The organism is Mesorhizobium sp. M1217 (genome assembly GCF_040318275.1).
GTDB lineage: Bacteria > Pseudomonadota > Alphaproteobacteria > Rhizobiales > Rhizobiaceae > Mesorhizobium.
In genome coordinates this window covers 194,481-212,070 of record NZ_JAMYMA010000002.1, presented here as the reverse complement: position 1 = coordinate 212,070, position 17,590 = coordinate 194,481, and the positions used below count along the sequence as shown (strand labels likewise).

The following is a 17,590-nucleotide window of genomic DNA, read 5'->3' as shown; positions in this document are numbered from 1 at the left end:
GTAACAGGCAGACATCTACGCTCGCCCAACTTGGAAGAACTCCTTTTTCAGAGGCTTTCCCACCAAAGTAAAGGCCAGTTTCGCGGATTTCTGCGGTCACCGCAGCAAGAACCAGGAACAGACGAAGCGACTCAGTTACCGTACCGCTTCTTCAGGTGATCGGTGAAATGCACGGCATTGAGCTTTTCGCCGGTGGCGCGTTCGAGCAGTTCCGGCGTCGACCAGCGCGAGCCTTGCGACCAGATCCTTTTGCGGCGCCAGTCGTTGATCGCGGCGAAATCTCCCTTGGCGAGGTCTTCGTCGGCTGAAGGATGATCTCTGGTCAGCGCCGCCCATTGCTGCGCCGCCATCATGGCGCCCAGCGTGTAGGAGGGGAAATAGCCGAAGGCGGCACCCGGCCAGTGGACGTCCTGCATCGGACCATCAGCCGGATTGTCTGATGTCGACAGGCCGAGATAATCGCGCATCTTGGCATCCCAGGCCTCGGGCAGGTCGGCTGCTTCCAGCCGCCCCGAGACAAGCTCCTGCTCCAGCTCGTAGCGCAGGATGACATGCAGCGGGTAGGTGACCTCGTCGGCATCGACGCGAATCAGACCGCGCTCGACCCGGTGCACATGCGGCAGGATGTCGTCGATCGTCCAGCTCTCACCAAGGTGTCTTTCGACCACCGGCAGTGCCCAGCGCCAGAATTCTGGATTGCGGCCGATCTGCTTTTCGACGAACAGGCTCTGGCTTTCATGCACCGCCATGCCGCGCGCTCTGCCGAGTGGCCAGTGCGCCCACGCCTTCGGCAGGTTCTGCTCGTACAGCGCATGGCCGGTCTCGTGCAGCACGCCCATCAGCGCCGACAGGAAATCCGAGGTCTTGTAGCGGGTGGTTATGCGCACGTCGCTCGGCACACCGCCGCAGAAGGGATGGTGCGAAACCGACAGCGAGCCGTGGGTGAGGTCGAAGCCGACTGCGGCCATCATGGCGAGGCCGAGCTCGCGCTGCTTGTCCAAGGGGTAGCTGCCGGAAAGCGGCTTCAGCGGATGTTTCGCCAGCCGCTCCTCCTGCACGGCAAGTGCCTCCGGTACGAAGCCTTTCAAGAAAGTCTTCAACTCAGCAAATAAAGGCGTGATGTCGGCGGTGCGATTGCCCGGGTCATATTGCTCCATCAGCGCGTCATAAGGCTCGAGCCCGAGCACCTCGGCGCGAAATGTCGCCTCCTCGCGCACCAGCGCCACGACGCCTTCGAGCGCCGGCAGGAAGCCGGCCCAGTCGTTCTTGGCGCGCAGGTCGCGCCAGAGTTGCTCGGAGCGCATGCGCACAGTCGTCTGGCGCTCGACGAACTCGACCGGCAGGCAGGTCAGGTTGGTGTATTGCCGGCGGAACTCCCTGACCGCGGCCTGCTGCTCTTCGTTCAACGCCTCCTGCTCGGCCGCCGCGATCCAATCGGCAATCTCCGGCGCAGTCGCCTGGGCGTGGTGCATGCCGGCAAGCGCCGACATTGCCTCTGCGCGCTTCTCGCCGCCGCCGACCGCCATATGGGTCGCCTCGTCGGCGCCGAGAATGGCGAGGGCATGTTCCAGCGCTTCGAGCTTGTGGCCGAGGTCGTCGAGATTTTGAAAGGACATGGTGGGTTCCGCTGATTTGACGGCGGGAAAAGATACCAATGGAAAAGTGTTGGCAACCCCTGAAAACCGTCTGCGACCGATGCATCGACTGCCGGCCGCAACGGCCGAAAGGCATCTTGCGGAAGCGGTGGCGTGCGTGATCAATGTCGTTGGCGGCGGCAGACCGCAATGGGGGAGACGAAACATGATCGCCAATGTACTGGTCGGGCTGGTGGCCGTGATCCACCTCTGCATCGTCTATCTGGAGATGGTGCTGTGGGACACGCCGCGCGGTCACATGGTATTCAAGCTGACGCCGGAATTCGCCAGTGCCTCGAAAGTGCTTGCGGCCAATCAGGGACTTTACAACGGTTTTCTCGCAGCTGGGCTGATCTGGGGGCTTTACCTCGGCGAAGCCGGTTTCCAGTTCAAAGTCTTCTTCCTGCTCTGCGTCGCCGTCGCCGGCCTCTACGGCGCGGCGACGGCGGGCCGTAAAATCCTGTTCATCCAGACAGTGCCGGCAATGCTGGCGCTGATTGCGTTGGCGTTGTGCTAGCGCATGATCCCTGAACCGAAAACTGGAAAAGGATCATACGCAAAATCAATTGCCACAGCGCCGGGCGCTGCGGCCGATCTCAGCCGCCTGGATAGTTTGGGCCGTAGCCGTTAGGATAGTATCCGCCATCGCCGCCGTTGCCGATGAGGAAGGCACTGCCGGTATCAGCGCGTAGCTTTTGGCTGACATCGTCGAGCTGCGCCAGCAACTGCTGATGTTGCGTGCTCGGCATCGTTCCCTCGCGCGCGGCCCTCTGGGCGGCCCGATCGAGTTGAGCGACCTGCGTGCGCAAGTCACGCGCCTCGCCCGGCTCGAGCTTGTTCGCCCGGATGGCGCCCTGGATACCCGTCTCCACGCTCTGGATCTGATTGATCAAGGCCGTCTCACGCGGGCCGGCGTAAGCGCCAGCAAACGGAACGGCGAGGAGAAGTGTGGCGAGCGTAGCAGTCCTGAGGTTCCTGGGAGCGAAGAAGCGCATGGTTGCGTCTCCTTTACTGGGGAAGGCGATGGTTGGGTTTTCCTGCCTTCCGGCCGCGGGCCGTCAGGTTCCGTCGCGTCGCGATGAGCGGTTCCACCGCCGGCGGTTCTCGGCCCAGACCAAGGCTAAAAGGCGGTGGCGGCAAAGTGTAATTAAAAAAAGGTAATTTTTTCAGCTCTTGCGGCTGCCGCACCAGTGCCCTAGATGCCGCCGACTTGAGGCGGCTCGATCCGGTGCATGTAACGAGCCAAAGGCTTGCAGATCACCGCTCGGTCAGCTTCAGCTCGATGCGGCGGTTCTTGTTGCGCGCCTCTTCGGTATCGGCGGGGTCGAGCGGCTGGAATTCGCCGAAGCCGGCCGCGACCAGCCGGTTGGCCGGCACGCCGTTCTCGATCAGGAACTTGACCACCGATGTCGAGCGCGCCGTCGACAATTCCCAATTGTCGCGGTAGCGGCCGGTGCCGGAGAGCGGCTTGTTGTCGGTGTGGCCGTCGACGCGCAGCACCCAGTTGATCTCCGGCGGGATCTCCTTCTGCAATTCGATGATGGCATCGGCGAGCTTCTTCATTTCGACCTTGCCGGCATCGTTGATCACTTCGGAGCCGGTCGGGAAAAGCACTTCCGACTGGAAGACGAAGCGGTCGCCGACGATGCGGATGTTCTCGCGGTCGGCGAGAATTTCACGTAAGCGGCCGAAGAAATCGGAGCGGTAGCGGTTCAGTTCCTGCACGCGTTGCGCCAGCGCGACGTTGAGGCGGCGGCCGAGATCGGCAATCTTGGTGTTGGACTCGCGATCGCGCGTTTCGGACACGTTGAGCGCTTCTTCGAGCGCTCCGATCTGCCTGCGTAGCGCCGCGATCTGCTGGTTGAGGATTTCAACCTGGCTCAGTGCCTGTTGACTGATCTGGCGCTGGCTGTCGAGCTCGCCGGAAAGTGCCGTTGCGCGCTGGTTGGCGGCGTCGCCGGCGCCAGCGCCTTGCGCCAGCAATTGTTCGAGCCGGCTCTTTTCCGCCTCCGATGCAGACAGCGAGGCCTGCAAATTGGCAAGGGTGTCCTCCTTGTCCTGCGTCGTCGAGCGCTCCAGCGCCAGGAGCTGGGTCAACTCATTGATCTGGGAGTTGAGGCGGTTGAGCACCGTGTCCTTGCCGGAGATCTCGCGGCCGAGCAGGAACTGCGCCAGCACGAAAACCGTGAGCAGGAACATGATCGCCAACAGCAGCGTCGACAGCGCATCGACGAAGCCCGGCCAGTAATCGATGCGGCGGTCGGAGCGCCGGCCTCGTGCCAACGCCACGTCAATGCACTCCAGGTTTCTTCAAGGCGTCGGCGATCTTCTCCAGGGTGTTGCGCATCGCCTTCTGCTCGTCGGACTGGGCCTCGACCCAGTCGCGCATGATCTGCTGTTCCGAGCGCATGTTCTTGACCAGGCCAGAAATGCCGTCGGCGAGATTGGCCATGGCGGTGGCGACGCGCGGATTGGCGCCGCCGCCATTCTCCTGCAGGGTGCGCAGCTTTTCCGACAACAGACGGATTTCATCGGAGGGTTCGCTCTTGGCCGCGTCGGCAACGACGATGTCGGAGGACAGGTCGGTGACCGAGGACAGCCAGTTCTCGAGCTCGGTATAGAAGCGCGTCTGGGCGCGGCCGGCCTGCAGGTCGAGGAAGCCGAGCACCAGCGAGCCGGACAGGCCGAACAGAGACGACGAGAAAGCGGTGCCCATGCCGGCCAAAGGGGCGGAAAGCCCCTGCTTCAGGGATTCGAGCACGGCCGCTGCGTCGCCGGTGCCGGGATCGAGCGACTCGATGGTTTCGCGGATCGAGCCGATCGTGTTGAGCAGGCCCCAGAAGGTGCCGAGCAGGCCGAGGAACACCAGCAGCCCGACAAGGTAGCGCGAGGTGTCGCGGCTTTCGTCGAGGCGGGTGGCGATCGAATCCAGCATGGTGCGCATCGAACTGGTCGAGAAGGCAATCGTCGAGGAGCGGCCGATCATCGCCTTCATCGGCGCCAGCAGCACGGGTTCGGTGGTTTCGGAACCGGCGCGGAACGAATTGACCCAGCGCACCTCGCGGAACAACCGGCCGACCTGGACGAAGGCCAGCAGGATGCCGACCGCCAGCACGCCGATGATCAGGCCGTTGAGGCCGGGATTGGTGACGAAGGCGGTCGAGATCTGGCGGGTCAGGATGGCGGCGATAAAGGCCACGATGAACAGAAAGATCACCATGGTCAGCAGAAAGACCTGCGGGCTCGACAATTTGTGCGGGTCGTAGATCAGAACGTCGGAGCGCCTGCCCATGCCGAAGGATCTGAGTAAAGTCATCCGTGCCCCGTTTCCGATGCCATCGCCGCCGATCACATTGTGTTTGCGACTCTAAACGGAATTGTGACGAAATTGAATGGCGCTTGGCAATATTGCCACTGTCCGCGACCGGAGGTCAAAGCCGGTTAATGACCAGGCAGTCGACCATGGCGGCCAGATGCAGGCCGGCGCCGGTGACGACAAAGCCGTGCCACAGCGCATTGTGGAAGCGCAGGCCTTTCCAGGCGAAGAAGATCACGCCACAGGAATAGACGATGCCGCCGGCAACGATGAGGGCGATCGATGTCGCCGGCAGCGTCCGTAGGAGCGGCTCCACCAGAACGATGCCGCTCCAGCCGATGGCGAGATAGAACACGATTGCCAGCCGGTCGAAACGGCCGGGGAGAAAGACCTTGATGGCGATGCCGACCGTCGCGGCGATCCAAACCAGGACGATCATCGAAACAGCCAGCGGCGAGCCGCCGAGCTGGGCAAGGAACGGCGTGTAGGTCGCAGCGATCAGCAGGTAGATCGCCGCATGGTCGAAGCGCCGCAATATCCATTTCGCCGGCGACGATACCGGCCACAGATTATAGGCCAGCGAAACCGACAGCACGGTGAGCAGCGAGACCACATAGAAGGCGGCGGCGACATATTCGCCGGGGCCGGTCCGATAGGCGGCCAGTGCCAGCAACGTCGAGCCGGCAGAGATCGCCAGCACGATGCCCACGGCGTGGACGATACCGTCGGCGATGATCTCGGCGCGCGAGTAATGCCAGCGCCCCATGAAGGGGATGTCGAGCTGGGATAATTCGCTCTGGGATGTGGGCCGGCTGTTCGTCATCGATGATCCTGCGTCGCCTTATCTGGGCGGCCGCGGGACAGTATTTCAAGCTTTGGTTGCGGTTTTGCGACTGCGGCGCTTCAGCGCGGCGCGACTACATCAGCGCGCTGGGAGCGGCTTCTTCACCGTCTTCAACAGCGCGCGTTGCATGAGTTCGTTGCCGGCAACCACCGAACCGGCGGTCAGCATGTCCTGGCCGCCGGCAAAATCGGAGACGAAGCCGCCCGCCTCGCGGATCAGCAACATGCCGGCGGCAATATCCCAGGCCGACAGGCCGATTTCCCAAAAACCGTCCATGCGGCCGGCGGCGACGTAGGCGAGATCGAGCGAGGCGGAGCCGAGGCTGCGCACGCCCGAGACCTCGGCCATGACATTGCGCAACTCGACAAGGAAATTGCCGTGCTGGCCACGCCCGAGATGCGGCACGCCGCAGCCGATCACCGCATCGACCAGCTTGGTGCGGCCGGCGACGCGCAACCGTCGATCGTTCATGAAGGCGCCGCCGCCACGCTCGGCGGTGTAGAGCTCGTCCATCGCCGGATTGTAGATGACGCCGGCGACGATCTGGCCTTGGCGCTCCAGCGCGATCGAGATCGCGAACAGCGGGATGCCGTGCAGGAAATTGGTGGTGCCGTCGAGCGGATCGACGATCCAGCGGTGCTGGCCGTCGTCGCCCTCGATCACGCCGCGTTCCTCCATCAGGAAGGCGTAGCCGGGCCGCGCCTTGGACAGTTCGGCAAAGACGATGTCTTCGGCCTTGCGGTCGGCCTGGCTGACATAGTCGCCCGGCCCCTTCATCGAGACCTGCAGGTTCTGCACTTCGCCGAAGTCGCGCGACAGCGAGCGGCCGGCCTTCATTGCGGCCTGGACCATGACATTGAGGATCGCGGAACGCGCCATTGCTCTTCTTCCTGTCGCTGCGCCTATCTGCTTTGACGCGTGATCCTATCCAAAAAGTCTGCCACTTTTCGGGATCACGCCTTAGTCGGCGCGGCGTACGTAAGTGATTTCGTTGGTATCGACGATGATACGCTCGCCCGAGCCGATGAACGGCGGCACCAGCACACGGATGCCATTTTCGAGTATCGCCGGCTTGTAGGACGAGGCTGCCGTCTGGCCCCTCACCACCGGGTCGGCCTCGGTGATGGTCAGCGTCACCTGGTCGGGCAGCGAAATGCCGATCGGCCTTTCGTCATAGAGCTGGACCGTCACCATCATGCCGTCCTGCAGGAAGGCGGCGCGATCGCCGACGAACTCCTTTTGCAATTCGAGCTGCTCGTAGCTTTCGGTGTCCATGAACACCAGCGCGTCGCCCTGCTCGTAGAGGAAGGAAAAATCCTTCAGATCGAGCCGGATCTGCTCGACCGTCTCGGCCGAACGGAAGCGCTCGTTGAGCTTGGTGCCGTTGATCAGGTTCTTGAGTTCGACCTGGTTGTAGGCGCCGCCCTTGCCGGGCTTGACGGTGTTGGTCCTGACCGCCACCCAAAGGCCGCCATCATGCTCGATGACGTTGCCGGGACGGATTTCGTTGCCATTGATCTTGGCCATGGTGAGGTGATCCGGAAATGAGATGATCGCCGCAAAGGGCAATTTGGCGCCTCCAAGACCACAAATCGCTAGCAGAGGCAAGGAGCGCCTTCCGATGAAGCGGGAACGAAGCTCGCCCGGCAGCGCGGCGCGGCAGCCTCAGTCCGTCCTGACGATGGCGGTTACGGCCGCGCTCATGGCGTCGGCTACCTCTGTTAAAAGATGCAGGTGCGGCGAACGCAAGACGACAATTCGCAGCGACAGCTCGAGGCCGGGAGCGTCGACCAGGGCAATGCCCTCCGGCAGCTTTTCCTGCAGCAGCCGCTTGGGCAGCAGGCCAAGGCCTTGGCCTCGACGAACCCAGTCGATCTGCAGCGCGCTGTCCTGAATCTCGGCGCCGACCATCAACCTGTGGCCGCCCTCGGCAAGGGCAGCCGCCAGCCGCCGGCGCGCGTCGCAAGGTTCAGGACTGAGAACCCAGGGCATGGTCTTGACGTCGGCTTGCCGGCCGGTGTTTTCGGCGGCGATGATGGCGAGGGGCTCGGTTCCGACAACGCCGTCGCCAGTTTTGGAATTGCCGCCGTCCAGGATGAAGGCGAGGTCGAGCTGTCCGCGCTTGTGCTGGTCGGCCAGCTCAAGGCTCCAACCGCTCTTCAGACGCAGCGAAACCTTCGGAAACCGCGCCACGGCATCAGCAATGGCGGCGGCCACGGCTTTGTCGCAAAGTCCATGGGCGAGGCCGAGCCGCAGCAGACCCTCCGGCTCGTTGCCCCTGGCGAATGATCGCAGCGCGTCGACGGCGGCGAGAATGTCCTTGCCGCGTGCCAGCACCTCTACGCCGGCCGGGGTCAGTCGCGACGGCTTTAGCCGGCGGTCGAGCAATTCCGTGCCGAGCATCTCCTCCAGCCGCTGGATCTGGCGGGTGACGGCCGGCTGCGTCAACGGCAGGCGTCGAGCCACCTTCTGAATCGAACCCTCCTCGGCAAAGAGGGCCAGTGTTTTCAGTTCTTCGAGCACAAGACACCTGAACATGTCAGAGAGGCATAATTATGCTGAACATTATGAATTTGAAATCCGATGGATGGCAAGCGATTTTCCTCCGGCAGGACCAGCAGAGAAGGAACACGATGAAAGCGATCGAATTGCAGAGCCCGGGCGGCCTCGAGAATCTCAGAATGGTCGAGCGGCCGATGCCTGAACCAGGGCGCCAAGAGATGATTGTGAAGGTGAAGGCGACGGCGCTGAACTACCGCGATGCCGAGATCGTCCGCGGCAGCTATCACACGAAGTTTGCATTGCCGCTGGTGCCGCTGTCGGACGGCGTCGGCGAAGTCGTAGCCGTCGGCGCCGAGGTCAGCAGGTTCCAGATCGGCGACCGGGTCTGCGGCACGTTCTGGCAGCGCTGGGTCGGCGGCAGTTTCGCGATGGCCGAGCCCTCCTATCAACGTGGCGGCCCGATCGACGGGCTGCTCAGCGAATTTGCTCGGCTCGATGAACAGGCGGCGGTGCTGGCGCCGGCCAATCTGAGCGACTTCGAGGCGGCGACGCTGCCCTGCGCCGGCGTGACGGCATGGCACGCGCTGTTTACAGAGGGCAGCGTCAAGCCCGGCGACACCGTACTTTGTCTCGGCACCGGCGGCGTTTCCTTGTTTGCGATGCAATTCGCCGCCGCTGCCGGGGCGCGCGTCATCGTGACGTCGAGCAGCGACGAGAAACTTGCACGGGCAAAGCAACTGGGCGCGCATGATGCCGTGAACTATCGCAGCGTCCCCGACTGGGCATCGGCCGTGTTGGGATTGACGGATGGGCGCGGCGCCGACCATATCATCGAGGTTGGCGGACCGCAGAGTTTTACACAATCGCTGAGGGCAGCGGCGCGCGGCGCCCAGATCAACGTCATCGGCTATCTCGGCGGCAGTGACGGCGCCATCAACCCGCTCGACATCTTCCGCCGGCAGGTCAGGGCGCGAGGCATACCGGTGGGCTCACGCGAATCCTTCGAGGCGATGAACCGCGCCATTGTCGTCAACCGATTGAGACCGGTGATCGACCGGGTCGTACCGTGGACCCAGGCCGCCGAAGCCTTTCGGTACCTTGAACACGGCTCGCCCTTCGGCAAGGTCGTGCTCGATCATACGCAATGAGCCTCGCGCTTGCGAGTCCGGGTGCAATGAGTCGCGAGATCACAGTCAGGGCAGGCGATTGGCCCGTTGCAGCGCCTGCTGCGTCTGCTCGTCGGTCAGGCCCTGCAGGAAATCGTCCATCTCTTGGTCGATGAGCCCAGCGCGGCGGGCGACAACATACCAGGCGCCGGCGAGGATCAGATCCGGATCGGTGCCGATGCCGTTCATGTAGAGCTTGGCGAGACGGTTCTGGGCGGCGACGTTGCCGCCTTCTGCGGCCTGCTTCATCCAGTTAAAGCCCGATTTCAGGTCGCGGGCGCCGCCGCGCCCCTCGATCATCCAGGTGGCGAGATCGATCTGCGCCGTGTCGTAGTTCTGCCGCGCAGCCTGTGCCAGCAGGCCGCGGGCGCGGACATCGTCGCGCGGCTTGCCGCCGGCGCCATTGGCGTAGACCTGTGCCATCGCATATTGTGCGTCGGCAAGCCCGGTCGCGGCGGCGCGCTCGTAATAGGATATGGCTTTGGCAATACCGGCATCGCCGGGCTCCTGTTCGACCATCATCTGGGCAAAATTAAACTGCGCCAGGCGGTTGCCGGCTTCGGCGGCGGCCTGCATCAGCGCATAGGCCTCCTTCTCGTCCTTTTTGACGTAGCGGCCATCGAGCAGCATCAGCGCATACTGGAATTGCGATTCCGGGATGCCCTGCTCGGCGGCAAGCGCATACCACTTCGCCGCCCCTGCCGCGTCGACCGGCACGCCGAGGCCGCGCGACAATATCTCGGCCACCAGCGTCTGTGCCGCCGGATCGCCGTTTTGAGCACGGGAAATCGCAAGGTTGTAGGCCGTCTTGTAGAGGCCGCGCTGAAAGGCGCCGTAGGCGGCGTCGGACGGTTTTGCGCCGAAGCGGTCGGGGTTGATGGTATCGGCCGACGGCAAAGGGGCCGTGGTGGCGGGCTGCGGCAATGGTGGGAGAAACGGCTTGTCGGCAGGCTCGCTGGAATCCGGCCTCGGCTGCGGCAGCGGAACGGGTTCCGCCGCTATCGCCTGGGTTACGGCCGTTGCGAGAAAAGCGCTGAAAAGGATCGTCCGAGAGAGCACGTCAGTCCTCGAAGCGCGGTGCGGTTTCGTCGAGCACCGCGTTGGCGGTGGCAACCGCCGTCTTCGGATCGACGTCGCCGGCGAAAACCGCGCTGGAAAGCGCCACGAATTCGGCACCGGTGGCGGCGACAGCTTCCACCGAGGCAAGATCGGATCCGGCCATGACGATGCAAGGGATCTGGATCACGTCCGCCCACCATTGCCCGAGCGACAGGTTGCGGGGATGCGGCTCCGGCTTGTTGTCGTAGCCGAAGCGACCGAAGAAAATATAATCGGGCCTGACCTCGCCAAGTTCCAGCGCGTCGTCGCGGGTCTTGGCGCCGCCGGTGCCGACCATCATCCTGGCCTGGAAGTGTTCGATCGTTTCGGCGAGCTCGTCCTTGCCGACCTCGACATGGATGCCGTCGGCCTGGACGCGGCCGGCGATGCGGGTGTCGCCAGCAATGATGACGGCAATGCCGGCCGCTTGCGCCACCGGCACGATCTGCTCGGCAAAGGCCTGGAAGGCGGCCTCGTCCATGCCGTTTTCCGGCAGGATCAGCGAGGCGACGTCACCGCCGTCGAAGGCTGCGGCGATGCGCTCGGCCGGCACGTTCGGCGGCGCGATCAACACGATACGGCAGCGGTTGGGGGGCGTTGCGTCATTCATTGGTGTTCGGTCCCGGTTATCGCCTATGCCGGGCGAAGATGGTTGCATTGCGGCATAGAGCAAAGTGCGGGGATTGAACAGGCGGCAGGGGGATCACGATTGCCGGCTAGATCTATCGGGGCTCGGCGCATGACTACCGTTGGCCGAAATTCTCCTCGCCTGGTCGCTTGCGGGCTCTACGCAGGCACTTTCGATTTCCAAAGCGACCAGCCGAGGTTCATGCCGGCGGCGGCGACCAGGATGGCGGCGGCGCCGGCGATCTGCGCCGGATGCAGCCGGTGGCCGAAGGCGACGACGTCGACGAGGATGGCGACGACTGGATAGATGAAGGACAGCGACCCCTGCAGATGCGTCGGCAGTTTCTGGATGGCGCCGTACATGAGGATGTACATCAGGCCGGTATGGACGATGCCGAGCGTCGCCAGCATGACCCAGCTCCGCGCATCGGCGGGAAGGTGGGTGAGATTGGCGAAAGGTGCCAGCATGAGAACGCCGACGCAGACCTGGATCAGGGCGATCAGGTGCGGCGGCGTGCCTTTGAGCTTCTTGGTGACGATAGCCGCAACGGCCCAGAAGAAAGCCGCGGCCAGCGCCATCGCAATGCCGGTAAAGTAATCCGTACCATGATCGCCTGCATCGGGCGCGGCCTGCACGATCAGCAGCATGCCGGCGAAGGCGATGCCGAGCCAGGTCAGCTTGGTCACCGTCAGCCGTTCGGAGAAGAAGAGCGCGCCAAAACCGACCAGCATGAAGGGTTGCGTATTGTAGACAGCCGTGGCGATCGAGATCGACGCGCGGGAAAACGCGCTGAACAGCAGCAGCCAGTTGATAACGATGGCAGCACCGCCGAGAGCCGCGATCGCGACAATGCGAAGCGACAGCCTGCCGCGCAGCAGTCCCAGCGCCGTGCAGATAACCAGCAGCGTTACCGCACCGAAGGCGCAGCGCCAGAACACCACGTCCATGATGGGTTGGCCGGACAGGACGACGAACCAGCCGATCGTGCCGAGGATCGCCATCGCCGCAGTCATTTCGATCGTGCCGCGTACCGTGTTGTCCATGGATGCTCCCGAAACCCGTTGAGATTCTATAATCCCACGGCAGATATGGGCCTTTCCATGACTTGTAGCTGGTGATATGCAGAACGAACCTAATTTAATTAGGTAAACATCGGCTTTTTCTTGGAATTGTAAAATGCTGGACGAGCTCGATAGAAAGCTCCTCGATATCCTGGTCAGGGATTCACGGACCTCGCTGAAGGAACTGGCGCTGCAGGTCGGGTTGTCGTCGCCAAGCGTTTCGGAGCGGCTTCGGCGGCTTGAGGATCGCGGCGTCATTCGCGCATTCACCATCGACATCGATCCGCAGGCGCTCGGCTACGCCTTGCAGGCGATCGTTCGCATCCGGCCGTTGCCCGGTAAGCTGCACATCGTCCAGAAGCTGATCGAGGAAATCCCGGAATTCGGCGAATGCGACAAGGTGACGGGCGATGACTGCTTCGTCGCCCGGCTGTTCGTCCGCTCGATCGGCGAGCTCGACGGGATTCTCGACCGCATCGCCGACAAGGCCGAAACCAGCACCGCCATCATCAAGGCGCAGCCGATCCGGAGACGCCCGCCGCCGCTCGACATGCCAAATATGTGACGGGCTCCGGTGGCGTGGCCCACGTATTTGCGGTCGCGGTCTGGCCATTTCTGGTCTATTCCAGAGTTCAACTTTCCCTCCAGCCTCCTTTCCCCATGTCAGGCCTGCTCATCGATCCCTGGTTCTATGCCGCGGCCATGCCGGCCGTCATCCTCGTCGGCCTGTCGAAAGGCGGCTTCGGCGGCGCCGTCGGCTTTGTCGGCGTGCCATTGATGGCGCTGACCATGCCGCCGGTTCAGGCTGCCGCAATTCTTCTGCCAATTCTGTGCCTGATGGACATTGTCTCGGTGTGGACATGGTGGGGTATCTTCGACCGCAAGATGCTGGCCGACATGATGCCGGGTGCCGTGATCGGCATTGCCCTTGGCTGGCTGACGGCGGCACTTGTAACCGAAGAGATGGTCCGGCTGATCGTCGGCGCGGTCGCCCTGATCTTCGTGCTGCGCTGGCTCTATTTGCAACTCCGCCACGGTGCCGGCCACGCGGCGGAGCCCAACCGCGTTGCCGCCGGCTTCTGGGGTACCGTTGCCGGGTTCACCAGCTTCGTCGCCCATGTCGGCGGCCCGCCTTTTCAGGTCTATGCGTTGCCGATCAGGCTGGATCCGAAGGTGCTGTCCGGCACCGCGGCGATCTTCTTCGCCGTCACCAATGCACTGAAGCTCATCCCCTATTTCGCGCTCGGCCAGTTCGACACCACCAATTTGACCGCGTCGGCGGTGCTGATGCCGCTGGCGCCGCTGTCGACAATCGCCGGCGCCTGGCTGGTGCGGCGGATGCGGCCGGAGCTGTTCTATCCCTTCACCTATGCGACCGTGGCGGTCGTCGCGGTCAAGCTTCTGTGGGACGGCATCGCCGGCCTTCTGTAAGACGGCGGCCCCAGGCGGCCGCCGCCGGATTCCTTAAACCTCAGGCGGCACTCGGCAGCAGCGGCCGCGTCCTGCCAAGCGCGAGAGCAGCGCCGGTTGCCAGCACGAACGCCATGCAGCCAAGAATGGTGATGTCGTGCAGTGTCGGCTTCAGCACCATGTCCGCGATGATCATCAGCATCACCGAATAGTCGAAGCGCGCGGCATTGAGGACGCGCTGGCCCTGGGCAAGCACCGCCGGCGTCACGCCATCCTTGGCGATCATGCCTGCCATGCGGTCGGCAGTCGGCTTGAAGACGAACATGCCGATGCAGAAGGTCGTCGCATAACCGGCAAGGCCGATCAGCACCCACAAATCGGAAAAGCCGACCCAGAAGCCGCACATGATGAGGCCGAAGAGCAATGTCAGCATCGATATCGGCGCGACGAACCGGTTACCGAGCTCGCCAGTGGCGCGCATCGCCTGCAACATGCCTTCGACGTTTCCAGCGCGGTCGGCGCGTACCGCAAGCAGCATCAGGGTGAAGCCGCCGCCGACCCAGAGGATCGCCGAGACGATGTGCAGAAATTTAACGGCCGAGTACCAGTCCATTGTTCGCTCCTTGAGAAATTTTCATGATTGCCGGAGCGCAATTTTGCTCCGCCTCGTTGCGAGGAGCGGGCGTTTAGCGCGGCGCCTGTTTCGGAACGATGTCGCGCGGCGAGCGGAGTCTGTTTCGGTATGTCGGTCACGATCTGGAGGAACCGTGGCGCAAGCGCGTCGCCCCCACTTCCAGCCGGTGGTGAGAGCGGCGGCTTAGCCGGCCAGCTGTGCTGTTACGGCACAGATGCTGGGCGCTTGATCGAAAAATATGCCCTGCGTTAAGGCTTTGTTAAGCTTTACAGGCGTTTACTATGTCCATCCAGTGATCTGGATTCTTACCGAGTGGTTGGAGCCACTTTGTTTGACGCCTCCCTGTTAAACTCCTGAGAGCCGCCTTATCCGCGGCTCTTTTTTTGTTCGCCGGTATGGAGCCCCTTGGGCCAAATGCGGCCGTTAACCGTTTGTTAAACATGTGCTTGCCTTCGCCGGCAGCGAAGCGCATTTTCAAGCTTCAGTCGTTTAGGCTGCCGGATATGGCGGCCAAGAGCCGAATCGGCCGGCTGTCAGGCAAGTGCAGGGGCGCAGCGATGAACGAGCCTTCGAAGGCGAGCGCGAACACCATCAAGCTGGCGGAGCGCCGGGTTTTCTCCCAATCCTTCAAGCCGCTCTATCAGGAAGGCATGGGCTTGGTCGAGCAGGCGGCCGAATATCTCGACGGCAAGGGCCGCGCCGAGGCCAAGAAGCTGTCGAGGCTGGCGGCGACGCTTTATGCGGCCGAGTCGATGCGGCTGACCACCAGGCTGATGCAGGTCGCCTCGTGGCTGCTTTTGCAGCGGGCGGCGAATTCCGGCGAGATGACCCGCGATCAGGTGGCTTCCGAAAAATCCAAGGTGCGTCTCGACACCGCCTCCGCGCATGACGAGGCGCCCGGCTGGGCCGAGCTGCCGACGGATTTCGTCGACCTCGTCAACCGCTCGCTGCGCCTGCAGGCGCTGGTGCGCCGCATGGACGAGGAGATCTATGGCGGCCTCGCCGAGGTGCCTCAGTCGAGCCGTCGCCTCAATCCGGTCTCCGACCAGATCACGTTGCTCAACACGGCTTTCGCCCGCGGCTGAGAGACCGTTTGGAAACTCTACTCCAGCGGCCATCTGGCGGCGTTTTCTCCGCTTACCTGCAGCGCCGCGTCCTTTTGGACGCGCAAAGGACGCTGCAGCACTTTGATTGCGCATGATCCCCTCGGGATCACGCGTGGGCTCACGGACCCAAATGTCCGCTGCGCTCCGGTTCCCGAAACCACCACCATATGACTCGCCGGAGCGACCTTTCGAAACGGTCTCAGAGGCTTTGTGGACATCACGAGCCCCGTTTCTGGTTTGTTCACATTTCGCTGGCATCGCTGCCCGCCGAAGGTAGACTTGGCGGATGGGGGAAGCGATTCGCATCATCGGCATCGATCCGGGGCTTAGGCGCACCGGCTGGGGCATCGTCGAAAGCCTTGGCAATTCGCTGCGCTTCGTCGCTTCCGGCACAGTACGGTCCGACGACAAGGCGGCGCTGGCGGTGCGTCTTTGCCAATTGCATGACGGGCTTGCCGAGATCCTGCATGCCACGATGCCGCACGAGGCGGCGGTCGAGCAGACCTTCGTCAACAAGGATGCCGCGGCGACGCTGAAACTCGGCCAGGCACGCGGCATCGCCATGCTGGTGCCGGCGCGCGCCGGCCTTGCCGTTGCCGAATATGCGCCCAACGCCGTCAAGAAGGCGGTGATCGGCGTCGGCCATGGCGACAAGAAGCAGATCCATATGATGGTCAAGGTGCTGATGCCGAAGGCGACTTTCGACACCGACGACGCCGCCGATGCGCTGGCCATCGCCATCTGTCACGCACATCACCGGCAGAGCATCGCCTACAGGATGGCGATGCTGGCCGGATAAGGTTGTTCTTGACTTGTTCTCCAGTGGGCAATAAGTAATACCAACGAGGTATTACCATGCGCGTTACCACCAAGGGCCAAGTGACCATCCCGAAGGAAATACGGGATCATCTGGGTGTCGGCCCGGGCTCGGAGGTGGAATTCGTCCCCACCCAGGACGGGGCTCGTGTCATAGCCGTCGACGAAAACGTGTCGGAGGAGGAAGCCTCGCGCAGATTCAGCCAGATGCTCGGCCGTATGGCCGGTACGCTGGATCTGGGAGGCATGACGGCGGATGAATATGTGGAATGGCTGAGGGGCCCACGTGAAGATCTCGACATTGATTGACACAAATGTCCTGATCGACGTTTGGGGTCCTGCCGGACGGGAGACGAAATGGTCGGCATCCGCGATTACCGCATGCCGGCGCGACGGCGCACTCGTAATCAATGCAATCGTCTGGTCCGAGCTCGCGCCGTTGATTGCAACGGAACAGGCCCTTCGCCAAGCAGTCGACATGCTCAAGATGGATCGCGAATTCCTGCCGTGGGAAGCAGCCTTCCTCGCCGGTGTCACGCACTCGCGCTATCGCCGCGCCGGCGGCATTCGCGAACGAACCTTGCCGGATTTCTTTATCGGCGCCCACGCAGTCATTGCGGGACATCGGCTACTGACGCGCAATGCTGCGCGCTATCGCGGCTATTTCCCGGACCTCGATATCATCTCTCCGGAAACCCACCCGGCATGATCGGCACGCTCAAATGATCGGCAAGCTAAAAGGCACGCTGGACGAGATCGACGAGGATTTCTGCATCGTCGACGTGCATGGCGTCGGCTATGTCGCCTATTGCTCGGCGCGCACGCTGGCCGCATTGCCGCAGCCCGGCGAGGCGGTGGTGCTGTTCATCGAGACCTATGTGCGCGAGGACATGCTGCGGCTCTATGGGTTCCAGTCGGTGCTGGAGCGCGAATGGTTCCGGCTGTTGATGAACAATGTGCAAGGCGTCGGCGCCAAGGTGGCGCTGGCAATCCTGTCGACGCTGGCGCCGACCGATCTCGCCAATGCGATTGCGTTGCGCGATATCGCCATGGTCAGCCGTGCGCCGGGCGTCGGCAAGAAGGTGGCGGAGCGCATCGTCACCGAATTGAAGAACAAGGCGCCGGCCTATGCGGGCACTGCCTCCGGCACCATCGGCCTGAAGCAGGAGCTCGGCGAGGGCGTCGCCTCGGCGCCGATCACCGATGCCGTCTCGGCGCTGGTCAATCTCGGCTATTCGCGCGACACCGCCGCCAATGCAGTGGCGGCGGCGCTGAAGACGGCAGGCGAAGAGGCGGACGCGTCGAAGCTGATCCGCTTCGGGCTGAAGGAGCTGGCACGCTGAGACGTTGCTGGAAAGTGAAATTCCAACTACTA

21 protein-coding genes are annotated in these 17,590 nt (G+C 63.1%); 9 read left to right on the top strand and 12 right to left on the bottom strand.

Annotation, left to right across the window (positions count from 1 at the left end):
• Positions 1–131: 131 nt before the first annotated feature.
• On the bottom strand, positions 132–1,616 hold the full coding sequence (locus NKH37_RS03735) for a carboxypeptidase M32 (RefSeq protein WP_352884009.1): 1,485 nt from the start codon (positions 1,614–1,616) through the stop codon (positions 132–134).
• A gap of 184 nt (positions 1,617–1,800) precedes the next feature.
• On the opposite strand from NKH37_RS03735, the gene NKH37_RS03730 reads away from it, so the two are divergent.
• Positions 1,801–2,151, top strand: coding sequence for a DUF1304 domain-containing protein (locus NKH37_RS03730; protein WP_023719631.1), 351 nt, complete (start codon positions 1,801–1,803; stop codon positions 2,149–2,151).
• 79 nt (positions 2,152–2,230) lie between these two features.
• Here NKH37_RS03730 and NKH37_RS03725 read toward each other — a convergent pair whose 3' ends face one another.
• The 7 genes from NKH37_RS03725 to NKH37_RS03695 form a co-directional block, all read right to left on the bottom strand.
• Positions 2,231–2,629, bottom strand: a complete 399-nt coding sequence (locus tag NKH37_RS03725; protein WP_353003855.1) for a hypothetical protein — start codon at positions 2,627–2,629, stop codon at positions 2,231–2,233.
• Between the two features lie 262 nt (positions 2,630–2,891).
• Positions 2,892–3,923 (bottom strand): peptidoglycan -binding protein, encoded by a 1,032-nt coding sequence (locus NKH37_RS03720; protein WP_352480924.1) that lies wholly within the window; start codon positions 3,921–3,923, stop codon positions 2,892–2,894.
• A 1-nt stretch (position 3,924) separates the two neighbouring features.
• Positions 3,925–4,950, bottom strand: coding sequence for a MotA/TolQ/ExbB proton channel family protein (locus NKH37_RS03715; protein WP_352849185.1), 1,026 nt, complete (start codon positions 4,948–4,950; stop codon positions 3,925–3,927).
• A 115-nt stretch (positions 4,951–5,065) separates the two neighbouring features.
• Positions 5,066–5,773, bottom strand: coding sequence for a PAQR family membrane homeostasis protein TrhA (gene trhA / locus NKH37_RS03710; protein ID WP_352480923.1), 708 nt, complete (start codon positions 5,771–5,773; stop codon positions 5,066–5,068).
• Positions 5,774–5,872: 99 nt separating this feature from the next.
• Positions 5,873–6,673, bottom strand: a complete 801-nt coding sequence (locus NKH37_RS03705; RefSeq protein WP_023719626.1) for an inositol monophosphatase family protein — start codon at positions 6,671–6,673, stop codon at positions 5,873–5,875.
• Positions 6,674–6,754: 81 nt separating this feature from the next.
• Complete coding sequence (efp, locus tag NKH37_RS03700; RefSeq protein WP_023678016.1) at positions 6,755–7,321, bottom strand: elongation factor P; 567 nt, start codon at positions 7,319–7,321, stop codon at positions 6,755–6,757.
• Between the two features lie 138 nt (positions 7,322–7,459).
• A complete protein-coding gene (locus tag NKH37_RS03695) occupies positions 7,460–8,332 on the bottom strand; it encodes a LysR family transcriptional regulator (RefSeq protein ID WP_352480922.1) in 873 nt (290 codons plus the stop codon).
• A 95-nt stretch (positions 8,333–8,427) separates the two neighbouring features.
• On the opposite strand from NKH37_RS03695, the gene NKH37_RS03690 reads away from it, so the two are divergent.
• Positions 8,428–9,444 carry a zinc-dependent alcohol dehydrogenase family protein gene (locus NKH37_RS03690; RefSeq protein WP_352815036.1) on the top strand — a complete coding sequence of 339 codons (1,017 nt, stop codon included), beginning with the start codon at positions 8,428–8,430 and terminating at the stop codon, positions 9,442–9,444.
• Positions 9,445–9,489: 45 nt separating this feature from the next.
• Here the strand turns inward: NKH37_RS03690 and NKH37_RS03685 are convergent, their stop codons facing one another.
• The 3 genes from NKH37_RS03685 to NKH37_RS03675 all read right to left on the bottom strand — a co-directional run bounded on the left by NKH37_RS03685 (position 9,490) and on the right by NKH37_RS03675 (position 12,231).
• Entirely contained in the window at positions 9,490–10,521 is a 1,032-nt protein-coding gene (locus NKH37_RS03685; RefSeq protein WP_353040806.1) for a tetratricopeptide repeat protein, read from the bottom strand.
• Position 10,522: 1 nt separating this feature from the next.
• A complete protein-coding gene (locus tag NKH37_RS03680; protein WP_353003853.1) occupies positions 10,523–11,170 on the bottom strand; it encodes a thiamine phosphate synthase in 648 nt (215 codons plus the stop codon).
• A gap of 176 nt (positions 11,171–11,346) precedes the next feature.
• Positions 11,347–12,231: a DMT family transporter gene (locus tag NKH37_RS03675; RefSeq protein ID WP_023719621.1), complete on the bottom strand. Its 885-nt coding sequence runs from the start codon at positions 12,229–12,231 to the stop codon at positions 11,347–11,349.
• Between the two features lie 133 nt (positions 12,232–12,364).
• Here NKH37_RS03675 and NKH37_RS03670 point away from each other — a divergent pair, with 133 nt between their 5' ends.
• Together NKH37_RS03670 and NKH37_RS03665 are read left to right on the top strand one after the other, a co-directional pair.
• The gene (locus NKH37_RS03670; RefSeq protein WP_023719620.1) at positions 12,365–12,814 is read left to right on the top strand and encodes an Lrp/AsnC family transcriptional regulator; all 450 of its coding nucleotides are present in this window, start codon (positions 12,365–12,367) and stop codon (positions 12,812–12,814) included.
• A 95-nt stretch (positions 12,815–12,909) separates the two neighbouring features.
• Positions 12,910–13,680 carry a sulfite exporter TauE/SafE family protein gene (locus NKH37_RS03665; RefSeq protein ID WP_023719619.1) on the top strand — a complete coding sequence of 257 codons (771 nt, stop codon included), beginning with the start codon at positions 12,910–12,912 and terminating at the stop codon, positions 13,678–13,680.
• A 40-nt stretch (positions 13,681–13,720) separates the two neighbouring features.
• Here the strand turns inward: NKH37_RS03665 and NKH37_RS03660 are convergent, their stop codons facing one another.
• A complete protein-coding gene (locus NKH37_RS03660; protein ID WP_352588244.1) occupies positions 13,721–14,272 on the bottom strand; it encodes a DUF2269 family protein in 552 nt (183 codons plus the stop codon).
• Between the two features lie 578 nt (positions 14,273–14,850).
• Here NKH37_RS03660 and rcdA point away from each other — a divergent pair.
• The 5 genes from rcdA (at position 14,851) to ruvA (ending at position 17,558) form a co-directional block, all read left to right on the top strand.
• On the top strand, positions 14,851–15,378 hold the full coding sequence (rcdA, locus tag NKH37_RS03655; RefSeq protein ID WP_023719617.1) for a protease adaptor protein RcdA: 528 nt from the start codon (positions 14,851–14,853) through the stop codon (positions 15,376–15,378).
• A 307-nt stretch (positions 15,379–15,685) separates the two neighbouring features.
• On the top strand, positions 15,686–16,198 hold the full coding sequence (gene ruvC / locus NKH37_RS03650) for a crossover junction endodeoxyribonuclease RuvC (RefSeq protein WP_353003852.1): 513 nt from the start codon (positions 15,686–15,688) through the stop codon (positions 16,196–16,198).
• Between the two features lie 56 nt (positions 16,199–16,254).
• Entirely contained in the window at positions 16,255–16,524 is a 270-nt protein-coding gene (locus tag NKH37_RS03645; protein WP_353003850.1) for an AbrB/MazE/SpoVT family DNA-binding domain-containing protein, read from the top strand.
• Entirely contained in the window at positions 16,502–16,924 is a 423-nt protein-coding gene (locus NKH37_RS03640; protein ID WP_353040804.1) for a type II toxin-antitoxin system VapC family toxin, read from the top strand. The genes NKH37_RS03645 and NKH37_RS03640 overlap by 23 nt, the downstream gene beginning before the upstream one ends.
• Before the next feature lie 13 nt (positions 16,925–16,937).
• On the top strand, positions 16,938–17,558 hold the full coding sequence (gene ruvA / locus NKH37_RS03635) for a Holliday junction branch migration protein RuvA (RefSeq protein ID WP_353004154.1): 621 nt from the start codon (positions 16,938–16,940) through the stop codon (positions 17,556–17,558).
• The last annotated feature ends 32 nt before the right edge of the window (positions 17,559–17,590 follow it).

What these genes read in the sequence shown, in the direction of transcription:
- NKH37_RS03735 (WP_352884009.1), bottom strand. Translation starts at nt 1,616, where the DNA reads ATGTCCTTTCAAAATCTCGACGACCTCGGCCACAAGCTCGAAGCGCTG.
- NKH37_RS03730 (WP_023719631.1), top strand. Translation starts at nt 1,801, where the DNA reads ATGATCGCCAATGTACTGGTCGGGCTGGTGGCCGTGATCCACCTCTGC.
- NKH37_RS03725 (WP_353003855.1), bottom strand. Translation starts at nt 2,629, where the DNA reads ATGCGCTTCTTCGCTCCCAGGAACCTCAGGACTGCTACGCTCGCCACA.
- NKH37_RS03715 (WP_352849185.1), bottom strand. Translation starts at nt 4,950, where the DNA reads ATGACTTTACTCAGATCCTTCGGCATGGGCAGGCGCTCCGACGTTCTG.
- trhA (WP_352480923.1), bottom strand. Translation starts at nt 5,773, where the DNA reads ATGACGAACAGCCGGCCCACATCCCAGAGCGAATTATCCCAGCTCGAC.
- NKH37_RS03705 (WP_023719626.1), bottom strand. Translation starts at nt 6,673, where the DNA reads ATGGCGCGTTCCGCGATCCTCAATGTCATGGTCCAGGCCGCAATGAAG.
- efp (WP_023678016.1), bottom strand. Translation starts at nt 7,321, where the DNA reads ATGGCCAAGATCAATGGCAACGAAATCCGTCCCGGCAACGTCATCGAG.
- NKH37_RS03695 (WP_352480922.1), bottom strand. Translation starts at nt 8,332, where the DNA reads ATGTTCAGGTGTCTTGTGCTCGAAGAACTGAAAACACTGGCCCTCTTT.
- NKH37_RS03690 (WP_352815036.1), top strand. Translation starts at nt 8,428, where the DNA reads ATGAAAGCGATCGAATTGCAGAGCCCGGGCGGCCTCGAGAATCTCAGA.
- NKH37_RS03680 (WP_353003853.1), bottom strand. Translation starts at nt 11,170, where the DNA reads ATGAATGACGCAACGCCCCCCAACCGCTGCCGTATCGTGTTGATCGCG.
- NKH37_RS03675 (WP_023719621.1), bottom strand. Translation starts at nt 12,231, where the DNA reads ATGGACAACACGGTACGCGGCACGATCGAAATGACTGCGGCGATGGCG.
- NKH37_RS03670 (WP_023719620.1), top strand. Translation starts at nt 12,365, where the DNA reads ATGCTGGACGAGCTCGATAGAAAGCTCCTCGATATCCTGGTCAGGGAT.
- NKH37_RS03665 (WP_023719619.1), top strand. Translation starts at nt 12,910, where the DNA reads ATGTCAGGCCTGCTCATCGATCCCTGGTTCTATGCCGCGGCCATGCCG.
- NKH37_RS03660 (WP_352588244.1), bottom strand. Translation starts at nt 14,272, where the DNA reads ATGGACTGGTACTCGGCCGTTAAATTTCTGCACATCGTCTCGGCGATC.
- rcdA (WP_023719617.1), top strand. Translation starts at nt 14,851, where the DNA reads ATGAACGAGCCTTCGAAGGCGAGCGCGAACACCATCAAGCTGGCGGAG.
- ruvC (WP_353003852.1), top strand. Translation starts at nt 15,686, where the DNA reads ATGGGGGAAGCGATTCGCATCATCGGCATCGATCCGGGGCTTAGGCGC.
- NKH37_RS03645 (WP_353003850.1), top strand. Translation starts at nt 16,255, where the DNA reads ATGCGCGTTACCACCAAGGGCCAAGTGACCATCCCGAAGGAAATACGG.
- ruvA (WP_353004154.1), top strand. Translation starts at nt 16,938, where the DNA reads ATGATCGGCAAGCTAAAAGGCACGCTGGACGAGATCGACGAGGATTTC.